The following is a 14,690-nucleotide window of genomic DNA, read 5'->3' on the forward strand; positions in this document are numbered from 1 at the left end:
AGCTGCTGCCGGGTCTTCCGCGTGTCGTCAGCAAAAGCCAGGACCCAGGTTGTCCAGATAGATATAGGTGATCTCATGTGATGCATCCTCAATGCGGCTTTTGATGTGATCACGCTAACGGGGCTGGCTTAATTCTTCCTTAAAGGTTGCAAAATGTTTTAAATCAGGATGAGTAGTCGTTGCCCAATGGACATAAGAGGCATGCATCCACATGGCGCCCACTGCGTTCTTGAACGGCCTGAACTTCTTTCTTGCGGATGTTCGTGACGGGCTTGGCCCATTCCTTGGAATCTTTCTTCAGCAACAGGGCTGGACCGCGGACCGAATAGGACTGGTCATGACACTAGGCGGGTTAGCCGGCTTGCTCCTGACCACACCGCTGGGAATGCTGGTGGACGCACTACAGGCCAAGCGCGGTATTGTTGCATGGGCTGCCTTGTGCATTCTTGTGGCCTGCGCCCTCAATTATTTTCTACCTACTTTTCTCTTTACCAGCATCGCGCAGATGGTTGCCGGTATCGCCGGTGCCGCTATTCCACCCGCCATTGCAGGACTTACCCTGGGCCTTGTAGGAACACGAGGGTTCGACCATCAGCTAGGTCGAAATGAAGCGTTCAACCATGGTGGTAATGCCTTTGCTGCAATCGGCGCTGGCGTATTCGGCTACTGGTTTGGCCTGGGCGCTGTATTCGTCCTGATGGGCGTTCTGACATTGGCCGCCTTGTATATGCTAGCCAGGATACGGGCTGACCAGATTGATCACGAGGCAGCCCGCGCTGGCTCGCCGGATCATGCGCAAAAGCTTTCCTGGTCAGCCCTTTTCCGCAACCGCCCCCTTCTAACCGTGGCAGTTACAGTGCTGCTCTTTCACCTTGGCAATGCGGCAATGCTCCCGTTGCTGGGCCAGGCAATGGTAGCGCGCGGCACCGCTGGCGACCCCAGTGCCTATACCGCTGCTACCGTAATCGTGGCTCAGGCCACCATGATCGTCATGGCACTGCTGGCGGCCAGATTGGCCCAGACCAAGGGCTATTACATCGTGTTTATACTGGCACTGTTGGCCTTGCCTCTTCGCGGCCTGCTGGCCTCATTCATCCAGGCACCCTGGGTTCTGATCCCTGTCCAGTTGCTCGACGGTATTGGTGCGGGCTTGCTGGGCGTAGCCGTACCGGGGTTGGTAGCCCGCATTCTGGATGGTTCCGGGCGATTCAACACCGGCCTTGCTGCCGTCATGACAGTACAGGGCATCGGTGCTGCCTTGAGTACCAGCCTGGGCGGATTTTTCGCAGCCCGTTACGGCTATGCTGAAGCGTTTAAAATACTGGCGCTGGTCGCCAGCGCAGGTGTGCTGTTGTGGCTCTGTGCGTCTTCCTGGATGTACCCTCTCTGCACGCAGCAAATAGCGCCTCGTGGTGCCAGGGAATGAGTCCGTCCGGCTGCTCAATCAGAGGGGTCATAACGTGTTTCACATTCGCAAGGCAAACCGCGCAGACACGGCGGACACCTGGACAGTCCGCTGTGAGGCCATTCGTCATCAATGCCCATCGTCCTACAGTGACGAGCAAATCCGGATCTGGACCAGTGGCACCTTTACGCAAAGCTATGAAAATGATGTCGAGGACCATTTCCATGTCCTGGTCTCGGATGAGCGCATCATCGGAACAGGTATGGTTGACCTGACATCCGGCAAGATCGACGCAATCTTTGTATTACCCCACTACATGGGACAAGGGGCTGCGCGCCAGATGCTGGAGCATCTCGAAACGCTTGCCGTTCAGGCAGACCTGGACTACCTTCACCTGGACGCAACCCTGAACGCGGCGCCGTTTTATCGAAAGTGTGGTTTTGTAGGTGAAAAGGTATCCACTTACCATTCGCCTCGTGGTCTTACGCTGGACTGTATACCGATGTACAAGATGCTTCGGCCAACCGGAGATATCCCTCGGTAAGGCCACAGATAAAGTCTGCCAACGCACCACAACAGAGATCGTCCACGCATGTTAACCGTTCGACGTGCACAACCTGACGATGCCGGCTACCTCCAACGGCTATACAGCCAACTTGTGGACAGTGCGTTCATTACTGTGCTTCCGGCTCGTCTGGAGGAGCTTCAGCATGATCCTGTCCATGAGCTTTTAGTGGCCGAATATGGCGGCACCGTTATCGCCAGCGCGTTGCTGATCTTCTGCAAGGATGCAATGTTTGGTTTTCAACCGTTTGCGGTGGTAGAGAATGTAATCGTTGACGAGGCGCAACGCGGAACGGGCGTCGGCAGGCAGCTGATCAGAACCATCGAGCAACGCTGTATCGACAAGGACTGCTCCAAGATCATGTTATTGAGTTCAGCCCACCGGATTCAGGCCCACGCCTTCTTCGAGCGGGCAGGCTTCAAGGGTGACAGCAAGCGCGGCTTCGTCAAATATCGGCGAGACTTGCTGGCATCTGGCTTGCCACCTGACTAGTCAAGCCAGACGCAGAATCATTGCCCCTATAGCCATGACACATACCGCCGCAATTCGACCCCGACTCATGCGCTCTTTCAGAACAAGCACGGAGATGAGCGCCGCAAATATAATCGAGGTCTCTCGCAAGGCAGCGATAACGGCCACAGGCGCCAGGGTCATCGCCCAAAGCGCCAGGCCATAAGACGCCAATGTTCCAGCTCCCCCTACCAGTCCCACCAGCCATTGAACGCGGAAAAATGATACGAAGGCATGGGCATTGCGCCAAAGCATCCAGGCCGTCATAACCGCGCCTGTCAGAAGAAAAATCCATAGGGTATACGCCAGCGGTGCACCCGACATTCTGACGCCCGCCCCGTCTACCAATGTGTAAGTAGCAATAACCAAAGCGTTAAGTAGCGCCAAACCCACCCCTGCCCTATGACTGGAGACACGTCTGCGCGCCATCAACAAAATACCCAGACAAATCGTGCCGATACCCACCCAGGCCGTCGTGCTCAGATGCTCGCCTAATCCCACCGTGCTGATGACCGCTACCAGCAGCGGCGCCGTTCCCCGCATCAACGGGTATGCCAGGTTCATTTCAGCGACGCGATAAGTCTGTGCCACCAGGTTGTAATACACTACCTGCAGTACAGCAGATGCTCCAATGAAACCCCAGCTGGGCGCTGCCGGCGGAGGGACAAATAGCAGGATCAAGGCTGCTATCAATGCCGCTGCAGCGGTAATCACTGCAGTGATAAGGATCTTGTCGCTTCCACTTTTGACGATTGCATTCCAAGTGGCATGCAAGGCCGCCGCGAACAAGACGACACCATAAACGGTTACAAGCATCTGTACCTCTGCAGGGTGATTGGGCCTGTCGCACCAACGACTCAACCGCTTCAGGCGTAACGTTTACGCGCGGCGCTTTTGATCGCCTCCAGAAATGCGCGTACCCGCTGAGGCAGCTGGGTACTGGCATAAACGGCATGTATCTGTGGGTCATGCCCGGTTGAGGAAGTCAGTCGATAATGGCTGCATACCCGGACTAAACGTCCCGCCTGCACCGCCGGTTCTGCAAGCCAGTCTGCCAGCCGGCAGATACCAAGACCTTGGACAGCAGCGTTATATAACGCTACGCCTGAACTGAGACGGTAACGGGGCTGGGCCTTGTAACGGACCTGAGCATCGCCCTGCCTGAAATACCAATCCTTGAGAATTCTTGGGGAGGTATGCATCAGCAGGTCATGCTCGACAAGCGCCTCGGGCGCTTCAGGCACGCCACGTATGGCGAGATATGTCGGACTTGCATAAAGGTGACGCCGATAGCTCCACAATGGCGCGCCGATCAGCTCGCTGGGATAGGCAAAGCCACCACGAATAGCAAAATCCAGTTTGTCTGCAATGGGATCATGTGCCGCATCGCTTACCTGTATATCAATGCTGATCTGGGGGTTCCGCCGCCCAAACTCCGCCATGACGCTGGGCAAGAAATCCATCATCAGGCTTTCAGGGGCGGAGCAGCGAATCCACCCTTGCGCCAACGTACCCTGTACCGAGAGTGATTCCTCTGCCTCGGCCTGCAGCGACAGCATCTGCCTGGCGTAGCCATAATACGCCTCCCCCGCCTCGGTCAATCGGACCTGCTTTTGTGAGCGCTGCAAAAGCTCATGCCCCAGCTGCGCCTCAAGGCTCTGTATGGCGCGCGTCACTGTACTGGGAGAGCGTCCCAGCAGGCGCGCCGCACTCACGAAACTATGGCGATCCACTACTGCGCAAAAGGCTTGTAGCTCCCATAACTGAGCCAGTGACATACCGCCTTCCTTGTTGCGATTTCTGCAATACCACATTGCAACACAAAACCCGGCATTGCTCTATCGTATCCGTCTCGCGTCATCAAAGGATGTTGAAATGGATATAGTATTAGATCCCACCTTTCTGCTGTTACTCGGGCTGGTTGCCTTTGCGGCAGGCTTTATCGATACGCTGGCAGGTGGCGGCGGGCTGATTACCGTGCCTACCCTGATGCTGGCTCAGATCCCACCGGTACAAGCCATTGCAACCAATAAACTCCAGAGCACCTTTGGGGCGCTAATCGCCACATTGACCCTGCTTCGTAAACGCAAGATCGCCTGGGCAGATGTCAAAAAGCCCTTCTTGACCTCCTTTATTGGTGCAGCCGTGGGCGCCGTGGTTATTCAGCGTGTGGATGCCTCCGCTCTTGAAGTCCTGGTGCCTTTCATATTGGGTGGTATTGCGTTGTACTTTCTGCTTGCGCCAAGCGCAGGTACTGTTGAGCGCAAGCCGCGCATGGGGGAGCGGCTGCACCGTCTCCTGGTTGTCCCCCTTATCGGGTTTTACGACGGTTTTTTCGGCCCTGGCACGGGCTCGTTCTTTTCACTCAGCGAGGTAGCCTTACGGGGCCGCGACCTTATTACCGCTACGGCAACTGCCAAGTCCCTTAACCTGGCGAGCAACCTTGCATCCCTTGCAATCTTCATCGTGGGCGGCAAGGTACTTTGGCTGGTAGGTGGCATCATGGCAGTCGGACAGCTTGCGGGTGCCTATCTGGGCTCACTGGCCGTTATCGGTGGCGGTGCCCGACTGATCAGGCCTCTCATCGTAGCCATCTGCTTTGTAATGATTGGCCGTTACCTTTATCAAAACGGTTACCTGTCTTTTATAGCGCATGTATAAGATCGCACTCAGAGACCATGCAGAGCGAGCCCAGCCATGATGAGCAACAGGATTCCGCACAGGGCATGGCTGGCTCTATGCCAGTTTGGCGAGCTGGCACGCCGGAACCCCTCAACAAGCGCTGCCGTCAGAAAGCAGCACAAAATGGAGGCACTCATGACTCCGCTAAAGAACATCGCTGTGTTTGCAATACTGGGAGTGTCGCCTGTTATACCCGACAAGGCGCTTCCCAACGCGCCCCAATACACAATGTTTTTTGGATTAGTCAACGAGATGGCAGCACCCGCCATCAAGGCGCCCTGCTGCGGTTGACCTGATTCACCTGTACCGACCGGCAGGCGCCACGCATCCTTGAGACTCTGAACGCCTAGCCAGGCCAGATAAACCGCACAGAGTAGCGTTAGGGGTATGCGAATCGGCTCATGGCCCAGCAGGACTGACAGCCCTACCAACCCTAATACAGCCCACACGGCGTCGCCCAGCAAAGATCCTACCTGAACCATTAGGGCCGGCCTGAAACCATTGGACAAGCCACGACGCAACGTTTCAGCCAGGACAGGTCCAGGCGAAAGGCAGAACGCAGCGCCAAACAAAAAGGCCGATAAGAAGATTGTCAGCATATCAGGCGTCTCGGAAAGAAAGGGCGATCAGTATGGGTTGCCCCTGCTCAATAATCTTGAACAGGATTGCAGGACCTGTAGAGGCGTTGATATTGGCCAGGCGGTATTCCATAAGCCGAACGAAAGTGGCGACTCAAGTGGCTCTGATCAGCAAAGCCAAGCGTATAAGCAACATCCGTGGCGGGCATACCCTGCCGCAGCAGTCCCCGTGCTCGCCGCGTTCTCAGCTGCATGGCCCATTGATGTGGGCTCAACCCCGTTTCCTTTTGAAATGTCCTCAGCAATTGATACTTGGATCGCTGGGTCAAAAGGGCTAGTTCGTCCAAAGTAGGCATTTGCGCCAAGGAGTCGGCAAGACACTCCTGAATACGAAGAACCACCTCTGGCTCGGCTGAATGCGTGGTCAGTGCAACACCACTCAGCTCCGTGATCTCTGCGAGTAACAGGACCAACGCCTGATGAACGTGTGGGTTGCTCATGGAGCTGCCTCGTAACGCCATTTGCACCACGCAGGCAAAGCGGTTTGCAATGTCTGGCTGATAAAGCAAAGGACGCTCGAACTCAACTTGATTGACCCCAAGGCTTTGGGCCAGCCAGTCCGCCGATACATAAAGCCCTACGTAGCGCCAGAAGGCTCCCTCATGGGCCCCGCCGCCTTGTATTTGGCCGGGGTTATACAGAGTGATGGATCCCTTGCCGGCATTGAATATCCTGCCATCCAGCCAGATGTGCTCCTCGCCTTCCAAATTAACGCCAATTACACACTCATCATGGCTGTGCTTGGCGAATCGGTGACCCGTACCGCTGGCATCCACCAGCTCAACGGGACCTGACCAGGCATGCCGCAGGGTAAGCACGTCTTATAGCCTCTCATCCGATTTGAAGAGACTACAGCTTAAGCCAAACGAACGTACGATAGGTTAATTGGACGTTCGGACCTACTGTTTCAGCTGGTGTTCGGGGCTCTCGCTTTCTGCCGGCTCACCCCCGGTTGCATTGAACGTATCCCAGTCTTCACCAAACAGCTCAACCGGATGCATGGTACGGCTGGCGCCATTACCGCAAGCTAACGAGTTTGCAGGACAATACATATCGCACCCCCAACAGATGCGCTCCGGATGCTTAGGCTGCAAAGGAAATTTCTTGGCCATCCGAGACTCCTGAACGTATGAGGTGAACCCCTAACGTATCGAAATCTGGATAAACGTTTTTGATCTCGCTCAAGTTTTACGACGATTATAGCGGTGTTGATACCCACCCAATGATATAACCCTACTGTGTGACTTGTAGCAGCTTGGCATGCTACGACTGTCTAAGGACTCATCGCACCCCAGCGAACAGCCATACATTTTGTTCGATAGAAGTCGATGCTGACGATGTATCAATGGATTTAAACGTTAAGACAATGGGTTTGCACGAGGGAATGCATACGTGCCCACTTCATAGGCAAACGCTGACTTATCAAATGCAACCACAAACTATGTAGTGATAGTTTTGAGAGCCAGGATCTGGTTATGAAGCCACACGCTAGTAAACCTTTAAAGGTAACATTTACACGTTATAATCCTGAACGGTTTGTCAGAACTATTACACAACTGTCTGACTTTTTAGTCTGGTTGAGTCAGCCGCATGTACGATAGATCCACGATGCCTGCCGGTATACCTAACCAAGCAATAGCGGCTATTTCAATGCTCAGGTTGCCAAACCTTAAAAGATACGCCAACCATGGTACTTCACTGATTCAATACCTTCGACGTATCTAAGTGATTGAAAAGCTGAATTTTCCAACTATTACACACTGGTCACTTATCTGGAATGAATGATAGCGCTTTTACTGTAGCGTCAAGTTGACTTCATCTGTAAACTTACCGCCCACCTTGAAGCTATGGACTGGCTTCTGTGAAAGATTATGGATGATCTGGGAAAGATTTCTCTTGCATTGCTTGCTCTCATAGCAAATAGCAGCTCTGTGCAATCATCTGTTCTTTTACTGATTCCCTATCCTAAACTTCATTGTTTTTTAGGATGCTGGCGTTTTATGCCTGGCTTGTATAAGGAAGATGTAATAAATGGAATGGTATCTCTCGGTAGTCAGTAACTACGTCAAGTTTGATGGCCGTGCTCGACGGAAAGAATATTGGATGTTCGCCCTGTTCAGCGCGATCATTACTGTTGTACTTGCCGTTGTAGATGGAGTAATTGGCTGGGGCCCTTGGTTATGTGGTGTCTATACCCTGGCTATGATTCTTCCAAATGTGGCCGTCACTATCCGACGCCTTCATGATACCAACCGAAGCGGTTGGTGGGCTCTTATCAGTGGCGTTCCAGCAGTAGGCGGAATCATTTTCCTGGTGCTTATGTGCCTGGAAGGAGATCTTGTCGATAACCGCTTCGGGCAGAACCCTAAAAACGTCTAAGCCTAATATAGGGTTATGCAATTGAAGTTTTGAAAACCGCTCATTGCGTACCAGATCGGACATGAATTGATCATGTCCGATTATGCTCCATCTACTTTTCTTGATTGCTCGTCAAAAATATCCCCTGCTAAATAACAGGCCCTCATGTGCAGATAAGAACAGTCTTATCTTCCAAGGTTATTTAATTCACGAGTAGCAGCAGTGTTGAAAACGATAGCGCTTACACTGATGGGTGCGTCTTGATAGGCAGGCTTGTTGGTGGTGTGTTTCTATGGATTGGACGCCAGCCCGGGGTATCGGCGGTAAACATTCAAACCCCAGGCGGCCAGTTAGATATAAGCCGAGATTACGCTTACTTAAATTCCACGACGATTATTGATTGCCGTCAGCCCTTTCACGATTCGATAAATCGTCCAGATTGCCCAGCCAAGCAGCACGAACCATCCGATGATAAGCAGGGTTGAAGCAAACCCCAGTACAAGCCACAGAAGTCCCCACCAGAATGTACGGATCTGATAATCCAGGTGCGAACGAGAAATCGGATCTGCCGTATCTCTGTTGACATAGGCTAGGATAAGTCCAATCAGCGCGGTAACGCCGTTGAAGAAACCTACAATGTACAGAACATAGACGATGCCAGCCATATTCGAATTGCTGACAATCGGCTGCTGCAATGGAGCAGGCTGGACGGTTTGATTGATATCGGTCATGGCTAAGTCCTTTTAATGAGCAGGTGAAACGCGCACTCCAAATGCGCCTGTGCACATGATAATACGTTCCAGGACATCAAACTACCCTGGCCTCTGTATTAGCAACCTGAAGAGTTGTTCTCGGAACATTTGACGGCCGTATTGAGGCGTTTTGACAAGCGATGACGTCAGCCGGAATGCTTACCCTTTACCGAAAGGCTGAACCTAAAACGGCAATGTTTGATCTTGGTCCGGGCTTGACAGTAGCGCATGTACCTTTCGTACGACTCAATGTTCTTTGGCTCCCTATGAGTTCTTTAAACGGTAAATAGACACCCCTAAGCGCAAATAACCACACAAAAAAAGCGTGTAATTACAAGAGCCTAGACGTATCTATCTTCCAACGTCCTCAAGTGCATGCTCGCCACAAAACGTGCCAACTTGCTTCGCTCGACCAATACCGCTTATCGGAATTAAACACTCCTATTCGCGAAGCAAAATAGTCGTTGCTAGGCTCGAAAGGACCGAGACAAGGGAGCCGACGTTTTGAGCCAGTTCGTTGATCGACTACTGTTCTTCAAAAAGTACAAGGGATCTTTCTCGGAAGGTCATGGAGTAACCACTGACGAAAATCGCGCCTGGGAGGATAATTATCGGTCCCGCTGGCAAAGCGAGAAGATCGTACGATCTACCCATGGCGTCAATTGCACAGGCAGCTGTAGCTGGAAGATCTATGTCAAAAATGGATTGGTGACCTGGGAAACTCAGCAGACCGACTACCCGCGGACCCGTCCTGATCTTCCCAACCATGAGCCGCGTGGCTGTCCCCGTGGCGCCAGTTATTCCTGGTATCTCTACAGCAGCAACCGCATCAAATATCCGATGGTACGCGGTCGCCTTCTTGCGCTTTGGCGCGAAGCACGCAAGACGCTTTCCCCTGTTCAGGCCTGGGAATCCATCCAGAGCGATGCTGCCAAACGGCGGAGTTACCAGGAAGTGCGGGGCTTGGGTGGCTTCGTACGAGTGGATTGGGATGAGATCAACGAACTTATCGCCGCTGCCAACATTCACACAATCAAGGCCTGGGGGCCTGATCGGGTGGTCGGGTTTTCACCGATTCCCGCCATGTCGATGATCAGCTATGCGGCCGGCACACGCTACCTCAGCCTGATCGGAGGCACGTGCCTGTCCTTTTACGACTGGTACTGCGACTTGCCACCCTCATCACCTCAGACCTTTGGCGAGCAGACAGACGTTCCGGAAAGTGCAGACTGGTACAACTCTGGCTATCTGCTGCTCTGGGGCTCCAATGTGTCCATGACACGGACGCCCGATGCTCACTTCTACACCGAAGCCCGGTATCGCGGGGCCAAAAGTGTGGTGATCGCGCCAGACTTCATCGAGGTGGCCCGCTTCGCCGACTTGTGGCTACATCCCAAGCAGGGCACCGACGCGGCCCTTGCCCTGGCCATGTGTCATGTAATCCTCAAGGAGTTCTTCGTCGACCGGCAAGTGCCTTACTTCCAGGAATACGTCCGTCAATACTCCGACTTGCCCTTCCTGATTGTGCTCGAACGTCATCCCGAAGGGCTCGTTGCTGGCCGCATGCTTCGTGCCGCCGACTTTGCCGATAACCTCGGCCAGGACAACAATCCCGACTGGAAACCCGTTGTGATTGACGAAACGACCGATGCTATCGTAGCGCCACAGGGCAGCGCCGGGTTCCGCTGGGGTCAGAAAGGCAAGTGGAATCTGGAACCCAAGGATGGCGCCAGCGGAGCAGAGATCTCCCCGCGCCTAACGCTGCTAGGCGAGGCGACTGCAACCGTTGCTTTCCCCTACTTTGGCAGCGAAGGCAAGTTTGGTCTTACTGACCATGCCCCTATTCAGAAACGCCGGATACCTGTACGTCGTGTGACGCTCAAGGACGGACGCGAGGTCGAAATCACGACTGTGTTCGACCTGATGCTTGGCAGCTATGGCGTCAGTCGCGGACTGGGCGAGGACGGCGCAAGCAGTTTTGACGAAAATATTCCAGGAACGCCCGCCTGGCAGGAGTCGATCACAGGCGTTCCGCGGGATCGTTGCATTGCCGTAGCTCGTGGTTTTGCAGCCAATGCCGAAGCGACCCAAGGACGTTCCATGGTGATCCTCGGTGCGGGCTTGAACCACTGGTACAACATGGACATGACCTACCGCGGCATCATGTCGATGCTCATCCTGTGTGGTTGCGTAGGGAAGTCCGGAGGCGGCTGGGCGCATTACGTCGGGCAGGAAAAGCTGCGGCCTCAAGCCGGCTGGCTGCCGGTCGCGTTTGCGACAGACTGGTCGCGTCCCCCACGACAGATGAACGGGACGAGTTTTTTCTATGCCCACACTGATCAGTGGCGCTATGAGCGTATGGAGTTACGCGAGCAGATCTCGCCACTGGCAGATCCCACGGCGTGGTCTGGAACCATGCTCGACTGCAATGTTCGAGCCGAGCGCATGGGGTGGCTGCCCAGTGCGCCGCAGCTCAAGACCAATCCCTTGCATGTGGCGCGTGCCGCACGCGCTTCAGGCCAAGACCCGGCTGCGTACGTGGCCGACGCCCTTCATGCAGGCTCCCTGCAAATGGCCTGCGAAGATCCAGACGCGCCCGAGAATTGGCCACGCAACCTGTTCGTCTGGCGCTCCAATCTGCTCGGCGCTAGCGGCAAAGGTCATGAGTATTTTCTGAAACACCTGTTAGGTGCACGCAACAATGTACTTAACGAGGAAAGCGATCAGCGGCCCGAAGAAGTGGTTTACCGAGAGCAGGCTCCAGAGGGCAAGCTAGACCTGTTGGTTACCATCGATTTTCGCATGAATACTACCACGCTCTTCAGCGATGTGGTCCTGCCAACTGCCACCTGGTACGAAAAGGCTGACCTCAACACCTCCGACATGCATCCTTTTATCCATCCACTGCAAGCCGCGGTGGACCCGGTTTGGGGCGCACGCACGGATTGGGCCATTTTTCGAGAACTGGCGAATACGTTCCAGCGGCTTGCGCCTGGTCAACTGGGCGTTGAGGAAGACGTAGTGCTGACCCCAACCCTGAAAGACACGCCATCCGAACTGTCCCAGCCCTATGGAGGGCAAGACTGGAAGCATGGAGGACCGGCTGGCATTCCAGGGCGCACCATGCCTGCTGTTACCCTGGTTACCCGCGACTATCCCGCGACTTACGACCGCTTTGTCAGCGTGGGTCCCCTGCTTGAGGAACGCGGGAACGGTACCAAGGGCATGGTGTGGGATACGAAGGCGGAGGTGGCACACTTGCGTGACGTCAATCTACCTGACCCCGGCGCAAACAATCGCCCACGCATGCGGTCGGATCTCGACGCGATCGAAACGGTGCTGGCGCTGGCACCCGAAACCAACGGACAGGTAGCCTATAAAGCCTGGCAGGTCCTCTCGGAGGTAACCGGCCGTGATCACACTCACCTGATTGAACGACGTGCCGGTGAAAAGATCGAGTTCCGTGATATCGCCGCCCAGCCCCGCCCCATCCTGACATCGCCGGTCTGGTCGGGCATCGAAAGCCATGAGATCTCCTACAACGCTGGCTGGACGAACGTGCACGAGCTGATCCCATGGCGAACACTAACCGGACGCCAACAGCTCTATCAGGATCACCCCTGGATGCGGGATTTTGGCGAAGGCTTCGCCACGTATCGCCCTCCGATCGATACGCGCTCGGCGTCTCTTGAGCTAGCTCAGGCGCATGACAACGGCAATCCGCCGCTTGCTCTCAACCTCCTCACACCTCACCAGAAATGGGGCATCCACAGTACCTATACCGAAAATCTGATCATGCTGACCTTGGCGCGGGGTGGGCCAATCGTCTGGATCAGCGAGCGTGATGCCGCCAAGGCAGACATTGAAGATAACGACTGGATTGAGGCGTTCAACCGTAATGGTGCACTGGTCGCACGTGCGGTCGTCAGCCAACGCATACCTGAAGGGGCCGCGTTCATGTATCACGCGGCCGAGCGTACGGCGAATGTGCCGGGCAGCGAGGTCACGCAGAATCGCGGCGGTATACACAACTCCGTCACCCGTGTTGTGCTTAAGCCCACACATATGATTGGCGGCTACGCCCAGCTGTCCTGGGGATTCAACTATTACGGCACCGTTGGATCGAACCGGGACGAATTTATCGTGCTGCGCAAGATGAGAAACGTCGACTGGCGCGACCGACCGCTGTCCGAAAAGATCGCCGTGATGAAAACCGAAGAGGAATCTCGCGTGGAAGGGCAGCGGACATGAAAGTCAGGGCGCAGATCGGCAAGGTTCTCAATCTCGACAAATGCATTGGTTGCCACACCTGCAGCGTGACCTGTAAACAGGTCTGGACGACCCGCCAGGGAATCGAATACGCCTGGTGGAACAACGTAGAAAGCAAACCGGGCATTGGCTTTCCTAAAGACTGGGAGAACCAGGAGCGCTGGCGCGGCGGTTGGGTGCTTGGCAAGGGCGGTGAACTGCGACCGAAGACTGGCGGCAAATGGCGGATTCTGTCCAAGATATTTGCCAATCCGGAGTTGCCGGAAATCGATGATTACTACGAGCCGTTCGATTACGAATATTCCTACATTCATGGCGTAGGTGAAAGCGAGGCTGCCCCAACGACTCAGCCGGTTTCGATTGTGACTGGCGAGCGGATGGAAAAGGTCAGCTGGGGGCCCAATTGGGAAGAGTCACTCGGTACCGAGTTTCACAAACGCTCGCAAGACTACAACTTCAAGGAAGTCGAGAAAGCGATCTATGGAGAGTTTGAAAACAGCTTTCTGATGTTTCTCCCTCGTCTATGTGAGCATTGCCTGAACCCTACTTGCGTTGCCGCGTGCCCGTCAGGGGCTATTTATAAGCGCGAAGAAGATGGCATTGTCCTGATCGATCAGGAGAAGTGCCGCGGCTGGCGCATGTGCGTAACCGGGTGCCCTTATAAGAAGGTTTATTACAACTGGCATACGGGCAAGTCCGAGAAGTGCATCTTCTGCTATCCGCGCATCGAGAGCGGTCAGCCGACCGTGTGTTCGGAAACCTGCGTAGGCCGTATTCGCTACCTGGGCGTGATGCTATACGACGCCGACAGGATTCTTGAGGTTGCCTCTCAGGCCAATGTTCAGGATTGCTATCAGGCGCAGCTGGACATCTTTCTTGATCCGCACGACCCGGCTGTAATCGAGCAGGCTCGCAAAGACGGCGTGTCGGATAACTGGATCGAGGCGGCCCAGCGCTCGCCCGTTTATAAAATGGCCTGTGAGTGGAAGGTGGCCTTCCCGCTTCACCCTGAATACCGAACCGTTCCGATGGTCTGGTACATCCCTCCCCTGTCGCCGATTCAGGAGGCGGCCGATGCAGGCGCCCTGGCTACCCTTGAAGGCATCCCGGATGTAGACAGCCTGCGTATCCCGGTCCGCTACCTGGCTAACCTGCTGACGGCGGGAAAAGAGGAGCCCATCCGCGACACGCTACGCAAGCTGCTGGCGCTGAGAGCCTACATGCGTCGGCGCAATATCGAAGGGATTGTCGATACCACCATGCTCGATGCGGTCGGTCTGACAGAGCGACAGGCCGAAGAGATGTACCGCGTAATGGCAATCGCCAACTACGAGGACCGGTTCGTGATCCCGACCTCGCATAAGGAAGTGGCCGAAAATGCTTACGACCAGCGCGGCATTGCCGGCTTCCATTTCGGGCAGATGACTTCCGAAGGGAACAGCCGTTTCATGCTGTGGGGCCAGGACACCCGCAAGACCCGGGGTGAGCGCTTCCCTCTCGACAGGAAGTAA

The 14,690-nt window shown here is 54.8% G+C and carries 13 protein-coding genes; 7 read left to right on the plus strand and 6 right to left on the minus strand.

The window, feature by feature from the left end; all coding sequences use genetic code 11:
- Positions 1 to 211: 211 nt before the first annotated feature.
- From JQR90_RS22280 to JQR90_RS22290, 3 genes are read left to right on the plus strand one after another with little or no spacing between them, the layout of a single operon-like run.
- A complete protein-coding gene (locus JQR90_RS22280) occupies positions 212 to 1,426 on the plus strand; it encodes an MFS transporter (RefSeq protein ID WP_286789071.1) in 1,215 nt (404 codons plus the stop codon).
- Between the two features lie 34 nt (positions 1,427 to 1,460).
- Positions 1,461 to 1,949, plus strand: coding sequence for a GNAT family N-acetyltransferase (locus JQR90_RS22285; protein WP_010798570.1), 489 nt, complete (start codon positions 1,461 to 1,463; stop codon positions 1,947 to 1,949).
- Between the two features lie 48 nt (positions 1,950 to 1,997).
- A complete protein-coding gene (locus JQR90_RS22290) occupies positions 1,998 to 2,462 on the plus strand; it encodes a GNAT family N-acetyltransferase (protein ID WP_010798571.1) in 465 nt (154 codons plus the stop codon).
- On the opposite strand, the gene JQR90_RS22295 is transcribed toward JQR90_RS22290, so the two are convergent.
- Entirely contained in the window at positions 2,463 to 3,296 is an 834-nt protein-coding gene (locus tag JQR90_RS22295; protein WP_010798572.1) for a DMT family transporter, read from the minus strand.
- 50 nt (positions 3,297 to 3,346) lie between these two features.
- Positions 3,347 to 4,258, minus strand: coding sequence for a LysR family transcriptional regulator (locus tag JQR90_RS22300; RefSeq protein ID WP_010798573.1), 912 nt, complete (start codon positions 4,256 to 4,258; stop codon positions 3,347 to 3,349).
- A gap of 97 nt (positions 4,259 to 4,355) precedes the next feature.
- On the opposite strand from JQR90_RS22300, the gene JQR90_RS22305 reads away from it, so the two are divergent.
- The gene (locus tag JQR90_RS22305; RefSeq protein WP_010798574.1) at positions 4,356 to 5,141 is read left to right on the plus strand and encodes a TSUP family transporter; all 786 of its coding nucleotides are present in this window, start codon (positions 4,356 to 4,358) and stop codon (positions 5,139 to 5,141) included.
- A gap of 8 nt (positions 5,142 to 5,149) precedes the next feature.
- Here the strand turns inward: JQR90_RS22305 and JQR90_RS22310 are convergent, their stop codons facing one another.
- The 3 genes from JQR90_RS22310 to JQR90_RS22320 form a co-directional block, all read right to left on the minus strand.
- Complete coding sequence (locus JQR90_RS22310; protein WP_010798575.1) at positions 5,150 to 5,761, minus strand: LysE family transporter; 612 nt, start codon at positions 5,759 to 5,761, stop codon at positions 5,150 to 5,152.
- Positions 5,762 to 5,808: 47 nt separating this feature from the next.
- Positions 5,809 to 6,618, minus strand: a complete 810-nt coding sequence (locus tag JQR90_RS22315; protein ID WP_010798576.1) for an AraC family transcriptional regulator — start codon at positions 6,616 to 6,618, stop codon at positions 5,809 to 5,811.
- A gap of 81 nt (positions 6,619 to 6,699) precedes the next feature.
- A complete protein-coding gene (locus tag JQR90_RS22320; RefSeq protein WP_010798577.1) occupies positions 6,700 to 6,912 on the minus strand; it encodes a DUF3079 domain-containing protein in 213 nt (70 codons plus the stop codon).
- Between the two features lie 919 nt (positions 6,913 to 7,831).
- On the opposite strand from JQR90_RS22320, the gene JQR90_RS22325 reads away from it, so the two are divergent.
- Positions 7,832 to 8,179, plus strand: a complete 348-nt coding sequence (locus JQR90_RS22325) for a DUF805 domain-containing protein (RefSeq protein WP_010798578.1) — start codon at positions 7,832 to 7,834, stop codon at positions 8,177 to 8,179.
- A 356-nt stretch (positions 8,180 to 8,535) separates the two neighbouring features.
- On the opposite strand, the gene JQR90_RS22330 is transcribed toward JQR90_RS22325, so the two are convergent.
- Complete coding sequence (locus tag JQR90_RS22330; RefSeq protein ID WP_010798579.1) at positions 8,536 to 8,889, minus strand: DUF4870 family protein; 354 nt, start codon at positions 8,887 to 8,889, stop codon at positions 8,536 to 8,538.
- 525 nt (positions 8,890 to 9,414) lie between these two features.
- Here JQR90_RS22330 and JQR90_RS22335 point away from each other — a divergent pair.
- Positions 9,415 to 13,161, plus strand: a complete 3,747-nt coding sequence (locus tag JQR90_RS22335; protein WP_286790612.1) for a nitrate reductase subunit alpha — start codon at positions 9,415 to 9,417, stop codon at positions 13,159 to 13,161.
- Positions 13,158 to 14,690: a nitrate reductase subunit beta gene (gene narH, locus JQR90_RS22340; protein WP_010798581.1), complete on the plus strand. Its 1,533-nt coding sequence runs from the start codon at positions 13,158 to 13,160 to the stop codon at positions 14,688 to 14,690. The genes JQR90_RS22335 and narH overlap by 4 nt, the downstream gene beginning before the upstream one ends.

The organism is Pseudomonas sp. JZ114 (assembly GCF_051027705.1).
GTDB classification, from domain to species: domain Bacteria; phylum Pseudomonadota; class Gammaproteobacteria; order Pseudomonadales; family Pseudomonadaceae; genus Chryseomonas; species Chryseomonas luteola.

Bases quoted from the DNA above. Each gene is read 5' to 3' on its own strand.
- JQR90_RS22310 (WP_010798575.1), bottom strand. From the start codon at position 5,761: ATGCTGACAATCTTCTTATCGGCCTTTTTGTTTGGCGCTGCGTTCTGC.
- JQR90_RS22330 (WP_010798579.1), bottom strand. From the start codon at position 8,889: ATGACCGATATCAATCAAACCGTCCAGCCTGCTCCATTGCAGCAGCCG.
- narH (WP_010798581.1), top strand. From the start codon at position 13,158: ATGAAAGTCAGGGCGCAGATCGGCAAGGTTCTCAATCTCGACAAATGC.
- JQR90_RS22320 (WP_010798577.1), bottom strand. From the start codon at position 6,912: ATGGCCAAGAAATTTCCTTTGCAGCCTAAGCATCCGGAGCGCATCTGT.
- JQR90_RS22305 (WP_010798574.1), top strand. From the start codon at position 4,356: ATGGATATAGTATTAGATCCCACCTTTCTGCTGTTACTCGGGCTGGTT.
- JQR90_RS22295 (WP_010798572.1), bottom strand. From the start codon at position 3,296: ATGCTTGTAACCGTTTATGGTGTCGTCTTGTTCGCGGCGGCCTTGCAT.
- JQR90_RS22290 (WP_010798571.1), top strand. From the start codon at position 1,998: ATGTTAACCGTTCGACGTGCACAACCTGACGATGCCGGCTACCTCCAA.
- JQR90_RS22280 (WP_286789071.1), top strand. From the start codon at position 212: ATGGCGCCCACTGCGTTCTTGAACGGCCTGAACTTCTTTCTTGCGGAT.
- JQR90_RS22300 (WP_010798573.1), bottom strand. From the start codon at position 4,258: ATGTCACTGGCTCAGTTATGGGAGCTACAAGCCTTTTGCGCAGTAGTG.
- JQR90_RS22325 (WP_010798578.1), top strand. From the start codon at position 7,832: ATGGAATGGTATCTCTCGGTAGTCAGTAACTACGTCAAGTTTGATGGC.